Annotated in this window: 15 protein-coding genes; 9 read left to right on the forward strand and 6 right to left on the reverse strand. The window is 61.5% G+C overall.

Annotation, left to right across the window (positions count from 1 at the left end; translation table 11 throughout):
• Positions 1-224: 224 nt before the first annotated feature.
• The 3 genes from KUW18_RS07125 to KUW18_RS07135 form a co-directional block, all read right to left on the reverse strand.
• On the reverse strand, positions 225-686 hold the full coding sequence (locus KUW18_RS07125) for a DNA polymerase III subunit chi (RefSeq protein WP_206941653.1): 462 nt from the start codon (positions 684-686) through the stop codon (positions 225-227).
• A gap of 87 nt (positions 687-773) precedes the next feature.
• Positions 774-1,868 (reverse strand): branched-chain amino acid aminotransferase, encoded by a 1,095-nt coding sequence (locus KUW18_RS07130; protein ID WP_206941651.1) that lies wholly within the window; start codon positions 1,866-1,868, stop codon positions 774-776.
• Positions 1,869-2,104: 236 nt separating this feature from the next.
• Positions 2,105-3,619 (reverse strand): leucyl aminopeptidase, encoded by a 1,515-nt coding sequence (locus KUW18_RS07135; protein ID WP_222561090.1) that lies wholly within the window; start codon positions 3,617-3,619, stop codon positions 2,105-2,107.
• A 205-nt stretch (positions 3,620-3,824) separates the two neighbouring features.
• Between KUW18_RS07135 and lptF the strand changes: the two genes are divergently transcribed.
• The 6 genes from lptF (at position 3,825) to KUW18_RS07165 (ending at position 9,257) form a co-directional block, all read left to right on the forward strand.
• On the forward strand, positions 3,825-4,907 hold the full coding sequence (gene lptF, locus KUW18_RS07140) for an LPS export ABC transporter permease LptF (RefSeq protein WP_206941647.1): 1,083 nt from the start codon (positions 3,825-3,827) through the stop codon (positions 4,905-4,907).
• The gene (lptG, locus tag KUW18_RS07145) at positions 4,904-5,968 is read left to right on the forward strand and encodes an LPS export ABC transporter permease LptG (protein ID WP_222561091.1); all 1,065 of its coding nucleotides are present in this window, start codon (positions 4,904-4,906) and stop codon (positions 5,966-5,968) included. Before lptF ends, lptG begins: the two co-directional genes overlap by 4 nt.
• A gap of 92 nt (positions 5,969-6,060) precedes the next feature.
• A complete protein-coding gene (locus KUW18_RS07150; RefSeq protein ID WP_206941642.1) occupies positions 6,061-6,534 on the forward strand; it encodes an RDD family protein in 474 nt (157 codons plus the stop codon).
• A gap of 297 nt (positions 6,535-6,831) precedes the next feature.
• Positions 6,832-7,038 (forward strand): bacterioferritin-associated ferredoxin, encoded by a 207-nt coding sequence (locus KUW18_RS07155; protein ID WP_206941640.1) that lies wholly within the window; start codon positions 6,832-6,834, stop codon positions 7,036-7,038.
• A 351-nt stretch (positions 7,039-7,389) separates the two neighbouring features.
• Entirely contained in the window at positions 7,390-7,875 is a 486-nt protein-coding gene (gene bfr / locus KUW18_RS07160) for a bacterioferritin (RefSeq protein WP_206941638.1), read from the forward strand.
• A gap of 632 nt (positions 7,876-8,507) precedes the next feature.
• Complete coding sequence (locus tag KUW18_RS07165) at positions 8,508-9,257, forward strand: SDR family NAD(P)-dependent oxidoreductase (RefSeq protein WP_222561092.1); 750 nt, start codon at positions 8,508-8,510, stop codon at positions 9,255-9,257.
• A gap of 60 nt (positions 9,258-9,317) precedes the next feature.
• Here the strand turns inward: KUW18_RS07165 and KUW18_RS07170 are convergent, their stop codons facing one another.
• The 3 genes from KUW18_RS07170 to KUW18_RS07180 all read right to left on the reverse strand — a co-directional run bounded on the left by KUW18_RS07170 (position 9,318) and on the right by KUW18_RS07180 (position 11,229).
• Positions 9,318-9,548, reverse strand: coding sequence for a DUF1653 domain-containing protein (locus tag KUW18_RS07170; RefSeq protein ID WP_222561093.1), 231 nt, complete (start codon positions 9,546-9,548; stop codon positions 9,318-9,320).
• 110 nt (positions 9,549-9,658) lie between these two features.
• On the reverse strand, positions 9,659-10,462 hold the full coding sequence (gene tcdA, locus KUW18_RS07175; protein WP_222561094.1) for a tRNA cyclic N6-threonylcarbamoyladenosine(37) synthase TcdA: 804 nt from the start codon (positions 10,460-10,462) through the stop codon (positions 9,659-9,661).
• Positions 10,459-11,229, reverse strand: a complete 771-nt coding sequence (locus KUW18_RS07180) for a pseudouridine synthase (RefSeq protein ID WP_222561095.1) — start codon at positions 11,227-11,229, stop codon at positions 10,459-10,461. Before KUW18_RS07180 ends, tcdA begins: the two co-directional genes overlap by 4 nt.
• Positions 11,230-11,390: 161 nt before the next feature.
• Here KUW18_RS07180 and KUW18_RS07185 point away from each other — a divergent pair, with 161 nt between their 5' ends.
• From KUW18_RS07185 to KUW18_RS07195, 3 genes are all read left to right on the forward strand, one after another.
• Positions 11,391-12,869 carry a TrkH family potassium uptake protein gene (locus tag KUW18_RS07185; protein WP_222561096.1) on the forward strand — a complete coding sequence of 493 codons (1,479 nt, stop codon included), beginning with the start codon at positions 11,391-11,393 and terminating at the stop codon, positions 12,867-12,869.
• Between the two features lie 166 nt (positions 12,870-13,035).
• Positions 13,036-14,778, forward strand: coding sequence for a bifunctional isocitrate dehydrogenase kinase/phosphatase (gene aceK / locus KUW18_RS07190; protein ID WP_206941627.1), 1,743 nt, complete (start codon positions 13,036-13,038; stop codon positions 14,776-14,778).
• A 49-nt stretch (positions 14,779-14,827) separates the two neighbouring features.
• Positions 14,828-15,556 (forward strand): SIR2 family NAD-dependent protein deacylase, encoded by a 729-nt coding sequence (locus KUW18_RS07195; RefSeq protein ID WP_206941625.1) that lies wholly within the window; start codon positions 14,828-14,830, stop codon positions 15,554-15,556.
• Positions 15,557-15,592: the final 36 nt, after the last annotated feature.

Below are 15,592 nucleotides of genomic sequence, written 5' to 3' on the forward strand. Positions count from 1 at the left end.
ATGCTCTTGCTGGCGGCGCCCTGACGACATCATGGCCTTGCCATGGCGAGGGTGGGCGGGACGTTCGATGGCTGGCCTTCGGCTCGAGTCAGCGCGCCTGACAAGAGCGTGCGTGATGCGTCCTGACGGAGCGCTGGCGAGAGCGAGGCCTGCGAAAAATGGCGTCGATTATACCCTGAACTGAAGCAGGGCGTCAGGGTATCGGCTGGCGAATAAGACGGTACTTATCCCTGGCCCTTGAGCTGGTGCGGGGTGACGGGATAACCGCGCTGCTTGTAGGTCTTCCAGCACTCGCGCTTGGCCGTCAGCACGTCCTGATGCTGGTTGATGATTTCTGCCACCCGCTCGAAGCGGGAGAACCACTCGGGAATCTCCGGCGACAGGTTGAGCATGGCCTGGGGAGGCGGGTCCAGGCTTGCCGGCGGGCCTTCCCAGCCGATGGTCACTGCCACACGCTTGGCCGCTTCGATGCTGGCGTCGTCGCTGCCTTCAAGGACGTGCGGGACGAAGGCGTCTGGGCGGAAGTCCCACAGACGTTCATCCAGCTCGCGGGCCATGGCTTCGTCCTCGGCGTAAAGGTAAAGACGGTAGCCCTTGCGTGCGATGGTTTCGGTCAGCCGGCAGGCGAAGGCGATACGCGCCTCCAGCGTGGTGTCGGGAAGGATGTAGAAGTCGATCTTGGTCATGCAATCTGACCTGAAAACTCGGCAAAGGCCGCCCGCAGGCGGCCTGTTGTCTGAAGTGGCTTGAGGCGGTTGGGGGAACGGCGGGTACTAGACCAGTCGCGTCAACCAGCCGTGGGTGTCCTCGACGCGACCATACTGGATGTCCAGCAGGCGTTTGCGCAGACGACTGGCCACTTCATTGCTGCCTGAGTGCTCGATGACGCCGTCTTCACTGACCAGTCGACCAATGGACGTGATCACCGCCGCGGTACCGCAGGCGAACACCTCGGTGATTTCGCCGGACGCGACGCCGTCGCGCCATTCATCAATGCTGATGGGACGCTCTTCCGGGGTCAGGCCTTCGTCACGGGCCAGCTGCAGCATGGAGTCTCGGGTGACGCCCTCGAGAATGGTGCCCGTCAGGCGGGGCGTGACCAGGCGCCCATCACGGGTGACAAAGAACAGGTTCATGCCACCGAGTTCCTCGACCCAGGTGTTCTCGACGGCGTCGAGGAAGGCAACCTGGTCGCAGCCGTGGTCGAAGGCTTCTTTTTGAGCCAGCAGTGATGCCGCGTAGTTGCCGCCGCACTTGGCAGAACCGGTGCCGCCGGGGGCCGCACGGTTGTAGTTGGAGGACAGCCAGATGGACACCGGCTTGATGCCGCCCTTGAAGTAGGCGGAGGCCGGTGCAGCGATAACGTAGAAATCCACTTCCTTGGAGGGACGCACACCCAGGAAGGCCTCGGAGGCAATCATGAAGGGACGCAGATAAAGGCTGGACTCTTCAGCCTCGCTTGCCGGCGTCGGTACCCACTCGACGTCCTGGGCAACCAGCGCCTTGATGGCTCCGATAAAGTCCTCGTCGGAGAGTTCCGGCAAGGCCAGGCGACGAGCGCTGGCACGGAAGCGTGCGGCATTTTTCTCGGGGCGGAAGGTCCAGACGCTGCCATCGGCATGGCGGTAGGCCTTCATGCCCTCGAAGATTTCCTGGGCGTAATGCAGCACGGATGCCGCCGGATCCAGCGATAGCGGGCCGTAAGGGCGTACCTGATGACCGTGGAAGCCGGCGTCTTCGGTCCAACGGATGTGAGCCATGTGGTCGGTAAAGTGACGACCGAAGCCCGGGTTCTCGAGAATAGTGTTGCGGATGCTCGCATCGGTAGCGTTGGCGTTGGGCTCGAGCGAGAAGCCTTGGATGGACACGGGTCGTTCTCCAGAATCGTATCGCGCCGCAATGGCAAGCGGCGACAGCGGATCGGGGTCGAGTCAGGGGCTCGACCAGGATGGGGCGGGCAGAATGCGCTCCTGCCGATAGAGCCAGAATGACACAGGCTCCCCCTGTCGGGGAAGCCTGGTCATGGTCACAAGGCAGCATCACTGTCGTGGGGCTGGCGCTGCTGGGCTGTCAGTGCAGACCGCCTGGCCTGACAGACGCTGTTTCAGTCGTCGCTGGCGACGACCTCTGACTCGCGGTCGAGCAGGTAGCGGGTCAACAGGCCTACCGGACGACCGGTGGCACCCTTGGCGGCGCCGCTGTTCCAGGCGGTGCCGGCGATATCTAGGTGTGCCCAGGGGAAGTCGGTGGCAAAGCGTGACAGGAAGCAGCCGGCGGTGATGGTCCCCGCCGGACGCCCGCCAATGTTGGCGAGGTCGGCGAAGTTGGAGTCCAGCTGCTCCTGGTACTCGTCCCACAGCGGCAGGTGCCAGGCGCGATCCCAGGCGGTCTCGCCGGCATCGAGCAGGTCCAGGGCCAGATCGTCATCGTTGGACATCAGGCCGGTGGCGTGATGACCCAGGGCGATGATGGCGGCGCCTGTCAGGGTGGCAATATCGACGACACTGGCGGGTTCAAAGCGCTCGGCATAGGTCAGGGCGTCGCACAGGACCAGGCGGCCTTCGGCGTCGGTGTTGAGCACCTCCACCGACAGGCCCTTCAGCGTCTTGATGATATCGCCGGGCTTGGTCGCGCGTCCGCTGGGCATGTTTTCTGCCGCTGCGACGATGGCCACCAGGTTGATCCTGGGCTTGATGGCCAGCACGGAGGCCACGGTGCCGAACACGCTGGCGGCACCGCACATGTCGAACTTCATCTCGTCCATGCCCGCGCCAGGCTTCAACGAGATACCACCAGTGTCGAAAGTGATGCCCTTGCCGACCAGGACGTGGGGGGCTTCGTTCTCGTCGTCAGCACCCTGGTAGCGCATTACGATCAACCGCGAGGGTTCATCGCTGCCATGGCCAACCGACAACAGCGAGTGAGCGCCAAGCGCTGCCAATGCCTCTTCATCGAGGATCTCGGTGGTCAGGGCACCCGCGGACTCTGCCGCCAGGCGCTCGGCCTCGCTGGCCAGATAGCGCGGCGTACACACATTGCCGGGCAGATTGCCGAGTTGGCGCGCCAGGTTGATGCCGGTGCCGACAGCGGCGCCTTGACGAGCGCCTTCCTCGGCAGAGGAGCGGTCATCGCCCTCGCTGAGCAGAATCGACACGCTCTTGAGGCTCGGGGCAGGACCGGCGTCCTTCTTGAAGTCGGTGAAGCGGTAGCTGGCACGGAGTGCGCTTTCGGCAATCTTGTGGGCCTTCCAGTCGACGTCGCGGTCATCGACCGGCACATCGGTGAGAGCGACCGAGACTTCATCGATGGTGAGCTGGGACAGCGCCGCGAAGGCGGCATCGACGGCCTTGCAGAAGGCACCTTCCTGACACTTTGCGCGATCGCCGAAGCCGACCAGCAGCAGGCGGTCGGCAGACAGACCCGGTGCGAAGGGCACCAGCTGAACGTTGCCCAGCTTGGCGTTGAAGTCGCCGCGCTCGATCAGCTGTCCAATCAGGCGCTCGCTGGCGTCATCGAGCTTGGCTGCGGCAGGGGTGAGCTGGCCGTCCTTGAACACCGGGATAACCAGGCAGGCAGTCTCGATCTTGACCGGATTGGCCGTCTTTACAGGGAATTCCATGCTGACTCCACAAGACAAGCGTAGGGGGATTCTGGATAATGCCGGCACGATGCCGAGTCCACCCAGTGTACCCAAGCACCCTGTGGATTGCATGGCCGCCGTTAGCGTTGGCGGGATCAGGCAACGCCTCAGGCAAGGCGACTCGCCCCGGGGTTACACTGGAGCAAGGAAGACAGCTGGGAATGCCCATGGCCAGGAGTGTGCATTGATCATTTTTCGTTATCTTACCCGTGAAATCCTGCTGACCATGTCGGCAGTGGCTGGCGTGCTGTTGCTGGTCATCATGGGTAGCCGTTTCATCCGTTACTTTGCCAATGCGGCTGAGGGCGAGATACCCGCGAGCATTCTTGGCTCTCTGATGCTCTACCACATGCCCGGCTTTCTTGAGCTGATTCTTCCACTGGCATTTTTCCTGGGCATCCTGTTGGCCTATGGCCAGCTCTACTTGAACAGCGAAATCACGGTACTGGTGGCCTGCGGCACCAGTCCCAATCGGCTGCTGACGGTCAGCCTGGTCCCGGCCACTCTGGTGGCAGTGCTGGTGGGGATGTTCAGTCTGTGGTTGACGCCGGCCGGTGCGCTGCACAACGAGCTGGTACTGGAAGAGCAGCGCAGCAAGCTTGATTTCTCGGCGCTGGCGCCCGGACGCTTCCAGGAGTTCGGCAGTGGCCGCATTGCCTATGCCAGCGACGTCTCTGCAGACGGCGAGCGCATGCAGGAGGTGTTTATCAGCGAGCGCCAGAAACGCAGCGACGGGTCTCCCGAAAGCGTGGTGACCCGGGCGACCCAGGGATACCAGACGGTGGACCCGGATACCGGTAGCCGCTATCTGGTGCTGGAAGATGGTGAGCGCTACAGCGCGGAAGCAGGGCGTGCCGATGCCGAGCGGCTGGAGTTCGGCACCTATGCCGTCCGCCTGGCCCGGGCGGTCGAGGCCGTCGAAACGGACTCGGCCGAGTTTGCCACTACCCCAGCGCTGCTCGCGGACCCCACCCCGGAAGCCAAGGCGCAGCTGCAGTGGCGCCTGGGGGCGCCGTTGATGGTGTTTGTGCTGACGTTACTTGCCCAACCCCTGTCGCGGGTCAATCCTCGTCAGGGTCGCTTCGCCAAGCTGTTGCCGGCGATCTTTCTCTATGTGGCCTATCTCAGCATGCTGCTGGCCGCCATGGATGCCATCGGTGGTGGGACGCTGCCGGCCATCATCGGCATGTGGCCGATTCACGCAGGCTTTCTGTTGCTTGGCCTGGGCCTGGCATTCAACGCCCAACGCAAGGGAATGAGCGGATGATTCTCGATCGGCTGGACGGCTACATCGCCCGCAATGTGCTGGGTGCCATTCTGGTGGTACAGGTGGTGTTGCTGGGTCTCGACCTCATCATCACCTACATCGACGATCTGGGAGACATCGAGGGAGGCTATGGTGCCTTCGAAGTGTTCCTGTTTCTGTGTTTGAGGCTGCCCTGGCGCTTCTACCAATATGCGCCGGTAGGCGTATTGATCGGTGCGTTGATCGGACTTGGCAGCATGGCCTCCAACAACGAGCTGACCGTCATGCGCGCAGCGGGCCGTTCGTTGGCGCGGATCGTCTGGGGCGTCATGAAGCCCATCATTCTGGTGGTGGTGATCGTATTGACGGTGGCCGAGTTCGTCAGCCCACGCACGGAGCAGTTTGCCCACGCCTGGAAGGTACAGCAGATGCAAGGCGAGGGCGCCGTGGTCACCGAGCGTGGCGGCTGGCAGCGCGAAGGCGACGATTTCTATCGATTTGGTGCCATACGCGCCGACGATACCGTGCTGGATCTGACTCGCTATGAGTTTGATGGCCATCGCCTGGAGTCGGTGACGACGGCCCATCGAGCGGTCTGGCAGGGGCAGCACTGGCAGCTGCAACAGGTAGAAGTCACTCGTTTCAGCGATGATCGCACCGAGGTCATCAAGGTGCCGGACCAGCGCTGGGAAACCAGTCTGTCGCCGACCCAGCTTTCGCGGCTGCTGCGGGATGTGGAAACCCAGGCGCCCAGTGAGCTGTGGGCTTATGCCAGTTACCTGGATGACCAGGGCCTGGATGCTACCCAGCCGCTTTTGTACTTCTGGCAGAAGATGCTGATGCCCTTGACCATGGCGTCGCTGGTCCTGGTGGCAGCGTCCTTTGTGTTTGGTCCATTGCGGACAGTAGCCGCTGGCACACGGGTGTTCTACGGCGTGATTACCGGACTGGTGTTCAAGTACCTGCAGGACCTGCTGGCGCCTGCGTCTACCGTGTTCGGCTTCTCTCCTGCCTGGGCGGTGCTTGCACCTACATTGGTGTGCGCCCTGCTGGGGCTGCACCTGCTGAGACGATCCGGTTGATGCGTGGGGGATACCGGCTGGGCCGGTGTCTGTGGTTAGGCTATGCGCGCGGGCACTCTGCCGGCGTGCGCTGATGTGGTCGAGCAATTGCCATGAATCGACGCTTTACCGATCTTGATGATGTCTGGCCGGCGGGGCTCGGGCGCCGCCTCGGTGCCATGCTTTACGACGGTTTTCTGCTGCTCGCCATCTGGATCGCCATTACCACACTGCACGTGCTGGTGGTGCGCAAGGTACTGGGGCTGGCACCGGCAGAGGTCGGCGCTGGTGTGTGGCAAGTGTTCAGTCTCAGGTTGCTGCTGGTGGCCGCGGCGTTTGCCTTCTTCGCTTTCTTCTGGCGCCGCGGAGGCATGACTCTGGGCATGCAGGCGTGGCGCTTGCGGGTGCAGACGCTTGACGGGGCGCCTATCAGCTTGCGCCAGACCATGGTGCGATTTGCGGTAGGGGCGGTGTCCTTTCTGCCTTTGGGGCTTGGGCACCTCTGGGTAGTGTTTGACGGCGAGCGACGCAGCTGGGCGGACCTGGCCTCCGGTACCCAAGTCGTGGTGCTGCCTAAACGGTCTTGATGGACGCGTGATGGCTCGCGCGGGCGTCGCAGCGTTCGTGGTCTAGGCCTGCCTTGTGCACGCCCATCCTCTTCCTGGTGAGTCCTTCACCTGCTTTCTCCTGTCTGGCCTTTCTTCTTTTTACGTCCGTTATGGGCCTCGCACGCTGACGTCTTGCCTGAACGGCGGCGTCAGAAGTTGAGCGGAATCATGGAAATTCATATCTTTAGCGAAAGCGAATACGAATAACTCTCGAAAAGGTTGCGTACCGCTATGGGAATCATTTACATTGCCTATAGTGATTCAGGAGAGATGGCAATGTACGTATGCCTGTGCAAAGGGGTCAGTGACCGCCAGATTCGTCAGAGCGTCGACGACGGTGCGCGCAGCTGGCGCCAGGTGCAACGCGAGACTGGTTGTGGCACCCAGTGCGGCAAGTGTGCCTGTGTAGGCAAACAAATCACCCGTGATGCCATCCAGGAAGCGACGAGCGTCGAGCTGGAATCGCTCGCCTACGCGGTGTAAGCGGCGGTATAAGCGGTTGATCCTGAAACGGTTACGGCGGCCGCCAGCAGTCTTGTCGAGGGCCTCTCTCGCCTGAATTGGCAATCAATATCGTTGTAGTTCTTTTTATCAAGTCATTGATTTGATTGAATTTTCTCATTCGTAGCCTATACTGCTTCTTAACAGGAGCTGGTAGGGCTACTTTTGTCGTGCCAGTGTGTTGGTCATGCTTGAGGCGGGAGGCAATGCCCCCGGCGGATGGCAGTCCAATAACGATACGCAAACGGGGCGGTAGCAGAGCCTCGTTCATTGATAGCAAGTCGACTGGCAACGCATGGTCGGTCAGCACCGACAAGCAATGAGGAGCTTCCCATGAAAGGCGATCCCAAGGTCATTCAGCATTTGAACACCGTGCTTGGCAACGAGCTGGTGGCCATCAACCAGTACTTTCTCCATGCCAAGATGTACAAGGACTGGGGCCTGGCGCGCCTGGCGAAGTGGGAGTACGACGAGTCCATCGAGGAAATGCGCCACGCTGATACCCTGATCGAGCGCATTTTGTTCCTCGAAGGGATTCCCAACCTGCAGGACCTGGGCAAGCTGCACATCGGCGAAGATACTCGCGAAATGCTCGAGGCCGACCTGGCGGCAGAGCACACGGGTCGCAATGATCTGATCGAAGCCATCACCTACTGCGAGCAGGTCAGGGACTACGTCAGCCGTGATCTGTTCCAGAAGATCCTCGACGACGAGGAAGAGCACATCGATATCATCGAGACCGAGCTTGGCCTGATCGACAAGGTCGGCCTGCAGAACTATTTGCACAAGCAAATGCAGGAAGCCGGCGGCGAAGAGTAACCTGTGACATTATCCAGCGCCTGATGCGGTGCTGGATGTCCAGGCGTTGGATGAGGCATTGGATGTCTAAGCGCAGAATGTCTAAATCCAGAATGTCAAAAAAGGGGAGGCCACTGGCCTCCCCTTTTGCTTGTGACGTCGACCCGGAAATGGGAGCAGTCGCTCCCCCTCGATCAGGCTGATCAGAAGATCCCTGATCACGAGTAGAGCACGTCACCCACACAGCGGTGAGTCCAGGGCCCAGGGCGTAGCACCTAGGTCGCGCTTGGCGCACACTGGGATCGGCCTTTTCTGGTGAGCCAGTGGACGCGAGAACTCTCAGTCTTACTCTTCGAAGGCACTGCCGCACACGTGCGCCTGATGGAGATAACTGTGCTCTATCGGGAGGCCGTCAAGGTGGCGGTGAAGCGCGATGCCACTGCGCGAGGGCCCATGCGGCGAGCCGCGTCCCGAGTTTGGCCATGATCAAGCCGGTTATCGGCCTGCCGGAGCGATACCTTGAGGCCAGCGCGCGGCTGGCCGTCTGCTAATCTGCTTGATGCGCAGCAACCCGAGCACTGAGAGGCTACGACGCTGTGCGATGTACGCCTGCTGCGTACGCACGCATGTCCCGTGCAGAAGGGAGAAGACTCATGTCGATTCGGTTCGAGGGAAAGACAGCACTGCTCACTGGCGCGGCCTCCGGGATCGGGAAGGCGACAGCCGTCAAGTTAGCCTCTGAAGGCGCGGCGGTGATCGTCGCAGATCTGCACGAGCAAGCTGCTCTGGCGGTAGTGGACGAGATTGCTGCAGCGGGTGGCAAGGCGGTCGCATTCGGCGGAGACTTCACGTTACCCGCCGTGAATGAGGCCGCGGTGGCGTTTGCCGTCGAAGAATTCGGAGCTTTGCAGCTAGCGTTCAACAATGCCGGCATCATCGGCCCGCAAGGGCCATTGCACGACGTCGATATCGAGGCGTACAAGCAGCTCATCGATATCAACCTTGATGCGGTTTTCTATGGCCTGAAATTCCAGATCCCCGCCATTGTTGCGGGTGGCGGTGGGGCCATCGTGAATACAGCGTCCGTCCTGGGCCTCTTGGGTACGCCTAACTATGTGCCGTATGCCGCGGCAAAGCACGCGGTATCGGGATTGACCAAAAGTGCAGCACTTCAGTATTCCGCCCAGGGCGTTCGCATCAACTCCGTGCATCCCGGCTACATCGACACGCCGCTGCTTGATGCGTTGAGCCGTGAAGAATATCACTCGCTTGCTGCGCTGCATCCCATCGGGCGTATCGGTACGTCGGAGGAAGTGGCCAATGTCGTGGCGTTCCTGCTTTCCGATGAGGCGGCCTTTGTGACGGGATCGCAATATACCGTCGATGGCGGCTTTACCGCCTAGGGCTTGCACGAAAAGTGCCTGCGCTTGGTGATACGGCGTTAAAAATCGTCTTGTCGTCGTTCAAAATGCCTTCTCGAGGGCAAAGCGCGGTCGGTGCTCCCCGTCGACCTGAACGGTTTCGCAGAACATTGCCAGCGGACGTACCCACAGGCCGTAGTCGCCATACAGCGCGCGGTAGACCACCAGCGCCTCCTCGTTCTCGCTGTGCTGGGCGACGCCGCAGACCTCGTAAAGCGCGCCCTTGTAGTGGCGATAGATGCCGGGTACCGGAGGATGGGAAAGGGATGTCATGCTCGTCTCCTGACATGATGGACGCCGGACGTCCTTCGGGCTGGGCTCTTTCGTGCGGCCCGCGGCGTGTCTGGCCCGTAAGGTGTCTAGCGGTGTGGCAAGGCGCTTGCTCAGTTGACCCGGGTGAGTCTGGCCAGCGCACGTGAAGCGGCGACAAAGCCGAAGCTGCCGGTGACAAAGGTGGCGGCGCCGAAACCGCCTTCACAATCCAATCGAGTGGCCTCACCGGCACCAGGTTTGGTGTGACAGACCTCGCCATCCTGTCCGGGATAGACCAGCTGTTCGTCGGAGTAGACGCACTCGACGCTGAAGCGTCGCTTGGGGTTGCGCGAGAACCCATGGTCTCGGCGCAAGCGTGAGCGAACCTTGGCCAGCAGCGGGTCGTGTTCCGTGCGGGTCAGGTCGGCGACTTTGATTCGCGTAGGATCGGTCTGGCCACCGGCGGCGCCGGTCACCGTCAGGGGCAGCTTGCGGCGCTTGCACCATGCGATCAACGCGGCCTTGGCCACCACGCTGTCGATGGCGTCGATCAGGTGATCGGCATCGGCAGGAATGCGCTCGGCGAGATTGGTGGGCGTGGCGAAGGCCACATCGGTCACTACCTCGATACCGGGGTGAATGGCTCGGCAGCGCTCGGCCAGTACCTCCACCTTGGGACGACCGATGGTGCCGTCCAGCGCGTGCAGTTGACGATTGATGTTGGACACGCAGACGTCATCGAGGTCGATCAAGGTCAACTTGCCGATACCACTTCGCGCCAGCGCCTCCACCGCCCAGCTGCCGACGCCACCCACTCCGACCACCACCACGTGGGCGCGGGCGAGGCGTTGGGCGGCGGTCGCTCCATACAGGCGGCGAATGCCCCCGAAGCGCAAGTCGTAGTCGTTGTCCTGGTGGGATATATCGTTACTCATGAGCGATCTCGGTGGGTCGTTGGTGGCGTCAAGTCAGCGCCGGGCCGAGGAAGGTGAGCGCGCCAGCCAAAGCGATCGAATAGACGAGTCATGGTGTCATCCAGTGGGCAGCAGAGCTGAAGCCGGTGGCGTTCACGGGGGTGCTCGAATGCCAGGCGCACGGCGGCCAGCAGCAGGCGATCGCAGTCCAGTTGGTCACGAAAGAAGCGGTTATGGTTGCCCTTGCCGTGCTTGGCGTCGCCAATGATGGGGTAGCCGATGCCAGAGAGGTGTCGGCGGATCTGGTGGCGTCGGCCGCTCATTGGTGTGGCTTCCATCAGTGAATAGCGGGCCTGGGGGTAGCGATCGATACGCACCGGCAGCTCCACGCTGTCGAGCCGTCGTACCTCGGTGATGGCGGGCATGGCCGGCATGTCGGCCTTTGGGCGTGTTCCATCTTCTTCCCGCAGCGCTCTATCAATGCGCTCATGATCGGGCCCGATGCCTCTCACCACTGCCAGATAACGCTTGTCGACGTGGCGCTCGCTGAAGGCTTGGCTCAACGGCGCGGCCATCTCAGGTGACAGGGCAAACACCATCACCCCTGAGGTCGGTCTGTCGAGTCGATGCACCGGGTAGACCCGTTGCCCCAGCTGATCGCGCAGCCGTTGCAGCAGGAACTCGGTTTCTCCTCGGGCCAGGGGGCTGCGATGAACCAGCAGCCCTGAAGGCTTGTGCACCGCCACAAGGTCGTTGTCCTGGTAAAGAATGGGCAGGGGCAGAGACATCGTGGGGGTACCTATGGCGTGAATGCGAACTCAAGGCGCGCTATTGTCGCCATGTCGTGCCGTTCTGTCATCCGTGATCACATCAGGGTGTGAGCAGAAGGGGCTTTTCCGGGTGCGCCGTTGGTCTATGATGAGCGCCGACAATCAGTGAGAGAACCACTATGGCCCGAGGGACTGGGATGCTGCGCTGGTGGCTGGATTGGGCTCCTGTGCTCAAGGTGCTGTCGGTGCTGTGGCTGGTATTGGCGCTGTTCATGCTGCTGCCATGGGGGGTACTGCTATGGGAGGGCGACAGTGATGCTCCTGCCTTCGCCCGCTCGCTGTTGACGGTACTGGCAACGGTGCTGGTGTGCTGGTGGTTGACCTGGCGCATCCCGGTGGAGCTCAAGACCCGGCAGATGTTCGTGCTGACCACCCTGAGCTGGCTCAGTATCAGTGGCTTCGCCAGCCTTCCACTGGTGCTGGGGGCGCCCCACCTGACGCTGACCAATGCGGTGTTCGAGTCGGTGTCCGCGATCACGACCACCGGCTCGACCATCCTCACGGATATCGATGGGCTATCCGATGGCCTCAAGCTATGGCGTGGCCTGATGCAGTGGCTCGGGGGCATCGGCATCATCGTCATGGGTATCGCCATCCTTCCATTCCTCAAGGTCGGGGGGATGCGCCTGTTCCAGACGGAGTCGTCTGACTGGTCGGACAAGGTGATGCCGCGTACCGGCGGAATCGCCAAGGCCACCCTTGGCATCTACGTGTTCGGTACCCTGGCGGCAACGCTGGCCTATGCCCTCGGTGGCATGATCCCACTGGACGCGGTGGTCCATGCCATGACCTCAGCGTCGACCGGCGGTTTTGCCAACTCGGATGCCTCTTTCGGGGCCTATGCCGATCAGCCTCATCTATTGTGGCTGGGTACGCTGTTCATGCTGCTCGGCGCCTTGCCGTTCGTGCTGTATATCCGCTGCCTGAGAGGCGCACCGTTGGCGCTGTGGCGTGACGAGCAGGTACGCGGTCTGCTGTGGCTGTTAGTGGTCGTCATTGTGGCGCTCACCCTCTACCGGGTATGGCGTGGCGAGCCGGGATTCATGGCGCTGACGCACACCGCTTTCAATGTGGTGTCAGTGGTGACCACCACGGGCTATGCCAGCGATGACTACAGTCAGTGGGGCCCCTTTGCGGCGATGGCGTTCTTCTATCTGACCTTCGTGGGCGGCTGCAGTGGGTCTACCAGCGGTGGCATGAAGATCTTCCGCTTTCAGGTGGCTATCAAGATGTTGCTGAGCCAGCTGCGTTTTCTGATCCATACCCATGGCGTGTTCGTATCGCGCTATAACGGCGTCCCGCTATCGGACGAGATCAGTCGAGGCGTCGTCGCCTTCTCGTTCTTCTTCTTCCTGACCATTGCCGGCCTAGCACTGGCGCTGGGCCTTTTGGGGCTGGACCTGGTGACGGCGCTGACCGGGGCAGCCACGGCGGTCACCAATGTGGGGCCGGGGCTTGGCGACATCATTGGCCCTGCCGGAAATTTCTCGACCCTGCCCGATGCGGCCAAGTGGCTGTTATGTGTGGGCATGCTGATGGGGCGCCTGGAAATTCTGACGGTGCTGGTGTTGTTGACCCCGATGTTCTGGCGCAAATAGGCGATGTGGGACGCCCGCGCCAAGCGTTGACGTCATCAATGTGCTGGTTAGGACAGTGGGGTTGGCGCTGGTCATGTTGCGGGGCAACATGACAGTCGACATTGGTCGTCTCGCCGAGACCGGCGGGGACCGTCATTCTGAGTCGACGTCCGCCGGGAGTGCCGAGATGAAACTGTCCCCTGCCTATCGCATCGCTGCCACCATCCTGCATGGCTTCGATGAGTACCGTTCGCGCTTCAAGCAGATCACCCTGGACGCCAATCGGCGCTTTTGCGACGCTGCCTGGCGCGAGGCGCAGCAAGCCTCCGCCGAGCGGATCAACCTGTATCAGGCCAAGGTCGACGAGACCCTGGAGCGTCTGAGGCGGACCTTTGACGAAGATACCCTGAGCCACTGCGAGTGCTGGCGAGAAGCCAAGGGGCACTACATCGAGCTGATCAGCCAGCGCCTCGACTACGAGCTGGCGGAAACCTACTTCAATTCCCAGTTCTGCTCGATCTTCCATCATCGTCATATTCGCGACGACTGGATGTTCGTGAATTCCTCCCGGGACGCCGCCAGTCATCACTCAGGCATCGATCTGTGTCGACGCATCGCCGTCGACGGCAACTGGGCGCAGGCCATCCACCAGGCGTTGGAGGGCGCGCAGTTGGGACTTCCGTTTATCGACCTCGATCATTGCGGGCATCTGGCCCGGGATTTCCTGGTCGATCACCTGCCCGAGGGGTTGCGTGACGGCCACGGAGTCGAGATCGAACTGCTCAAGAGCGTGTTCTACCGCAACAAGGGGGCGTATCTGGTTGGACGCCTGCATCGCGGAGATCAGCAGGTGCCGCTGGTGTTGCCCGTGTTGCATGAAGAGGGCAAGGGGCTGCATCTGGACACGGTGTTGATCGAGCCGGACGAGGTCTCGATCATCTTTTCCTTCACCCGCGTCTATTTTCAGGTCGATGCGACGGTACCCAGAGAGTTCGTCGCTTATTTGCACATGCTGATGCCGGACAAGCCCATCAGTGAATTGTACGCTGCGATTGGCTTCTTCAAGCATGGCAAGACGGAGTTCTTCCGCGCGCTGAATCAGCAGATTGCCCGCCGCGAGGACAAGTTCATCATCGCTCCAGGGGTGCGTGGCATGGTCATGGCGGTGTTCGTGCTGCCTTCCCATCGCACCGTGTTCAAGATCATCAAGGACCGCTTCGACCCGTCCAAGGCGATGAGTCGGGACAACGTGCGCGACAAGTATGGGCTGGTCAAACGCCATGATCGGGTAGGGCGCATGGCCGATACCCAGGAATTTTCCTATCTGGTGTCGCGCAAGGATCACTTTGACCCGGAGTGCCTGGAACACCTGCTGGAAGTGGCACCCTCCACGGTGTATCTCAAGGATGACAAGGTCATCATCAAGCACTGTTACACCGAGCGCATGATGACCCCGCTCAATCTCTATCTGGAGCAGTGTGATGAGGCGGAAACCCGCGCGGTACTGAAAGATTACGGCAATGCCATCAAGCAGATGGCGGCGGCCAACATCTTTCCAGGCGATATGCTGCTCAAGAACTTCGGCGTCACCCGGCATGGTCGGGTCATCTTCTATGACTACGATGAGGTGAGCTACCTCACCGAGTGCAACTTCCGGCATATTCCGGAGCCCTTGTACCCTGAGCAGGAGCTGGCTGATGAACCCTGGTACTCGGTTGGCCCCAATGATATTTTCCCCGAGGAATTCGGGCCCTTCCTGTTCGCCAACGTTCACTTGCGCAAGCTGTTCTACGAGCTGCACCCGGAGTTGTTCGACGCCGATTATTGGAAAAGCCTGCAGCGTGCGATCACCGATGGACACGTGATCGATGTCTATCCCTATCGCAACAAGCAGCGCTTCGCCTCGGACCCCGGGGGCTTGACCTACTGATCGCGAACGGCGGCGCGAAGATCACTGCAATCTGTCACGGAGCGCCTGCATGGCCAAATCTCCTCACCTGGTAGTGCTGACCGGCGCTGGCATCAGTGCCGAGAGCGGCATCGAGACCTTTCGGGCAGCAGATGGCCTGTGGGCCAATCATCCGATCGAGGACGTGGCGACGCCTGAAGGATGGGCGAAAAATCCTCAGCGGGTGCTCAGCTTCTACGATGCTCGGCGTGAGCAGGTGCGGGATGCACGCCCCAACGCGGCCCATCGTGCGTTGGCCAATCTTGAGGCCCTGGGGTTCGATGTCAGCATCGTGACCCAGAACATCGATGATCTGCATGAGCGGGCCGGTTCACGCCAGGTGCTGCACTTGCACGGTGAGATTATGGTCGCACGTTCCTCCGTCGATGAGCGCATGCGCTACCCCCTTGGACGGCGCAACATCGCCATGGGGGACGTCTGCGATCGAGGCAGCCAGCTGCGACCGGATGTGGTCTGGTTTGGTGAGGCGGTTCCCGCCTATCAGGAGGCTTGCGAGCTAGTGGCCGACGCGGATCTGCTACTGGTGGTAGGGACCTCGTTGGCGGTGATGCCTGCCGCTGCCCTGATCCATGAGCTGCCGCTGGACGCACAGTGCGTGCTGGTGGACCCAGACCCTGGACTGCAGGTGCCCGCCGGGGTGACCCGCTGGGTGATGCCTGCCGGGGAAGGGGTGCCTGCGCTTACCCGCCACTGGCAGCGTGAGGGGCGCCTGTTCGTGCCGCCGTCAGGTAACGCCTGATAGCGACGTCGACGGTCGTGGCGGGTACGCGGTGCT

The sequence above is a fragment of the Halomonas sp. DP5Y7-2 genome, from assembly GCF_019802025.1.
Lineage (GTDB): Bacteria > Pseudomonadota > Gammaproteobacteria > Pseudomonadales > Halomonadaceae > Halomonas > Halomonas litopenaei_A.

Excerpts from the sequence above, each read along its gene's own strand:
- KUW18_RS07195 (WP_206941625.1), top strand. The coding sequence starts at position 14,828 with ATGGCCAAATCTCCTCACCTGGTAGTGCTGACCGGCGCTGGCATCAGT.
- KUW18_RS07170 (WP_222561093.1), bottom strand. The coding sequence starts at position 9,548 with ATGACATCCCTTTCCCATCCTCCGGTACCCGGCATCTATCGCCACTAC.
- lptG (WP_222561091.1), top strand. The coding sequence starts at position 4,904 with ATGATTCTCGATCGGCTGGACGGCTACATCGCCCGCAATGTGCTGGGT.
- KUW18_RS07180 (WP_222561095.1), bottom strand. The coding sequence starts at position 11,229 with ATGTCTCTGCCCCTGCCCATTCTTTACCAGGACAACGACCTTGTGGCG.
- KUW18_RS07185 (WP_222561096.1), top strand. The coding sequence starts at position 11,391 with ATGGCCCGAGGGACTGGGATGCTGCGCTGGTGGCTGGATTGGGCTCCT.
- aceK (WP_206941627.1), top strand. The coding sequence starts at position 13,036 with ATGAAACTGTCCCCTGCCTATCGCATCGCTGCCACCATCCTGCATGGC.
- KUW18_RS07165 (WP_222561092.1), top strand. The coding sequence starts at position 8,508 with ATGTCGATTCGGTTCGAGGGAAAGACAGCACTGCTCACTGGCGCGGCC.
- bfr (WP_206941638.1), top strand. The coding sequence starts at position 7,390 with ATGAAAGGCGATCCCAAGGTCATTCAGCATTTGAACACCGTGCTTGGC.
- tcdA (WP_222561094.1), bottom strand. The coding sequence starts at position 10,462 with ATGAGTAACGATATATCCCACCAGGACAACGACTACGACTTGCGCTTC.
- KUW18_RS07150 (WP_206941642.1), top strand. The coding sequence starts at position 6,061 with ATGAATCGACGCTTTACCGATCTTGATGATGTCTGGCCGGCGGGGCTC.
- KUW18_RS07125 (WP_206941653.1), bottom strand. The coding sequence starts at position 686 with ATGACCAAGATCGACTTCTACATCCTTCCCGACACCACGCTGGAGGCG.
- KUW18_RS07135 (WP_222561090.1), bottom strand. The coding sequence starts at position 3,619 with ATGGAATTCCCTGTAAAGACGGCCAATCCGGTCAAGATCGAGACTGCC.
- KUW18_RS07155 (WP_206941640.1), top strand. The coding sequence starts at position 6,832 with ATGTACGTATGCCTGTGCAAAGGGGTCAGTGACCGCCAGATTCGTCAG.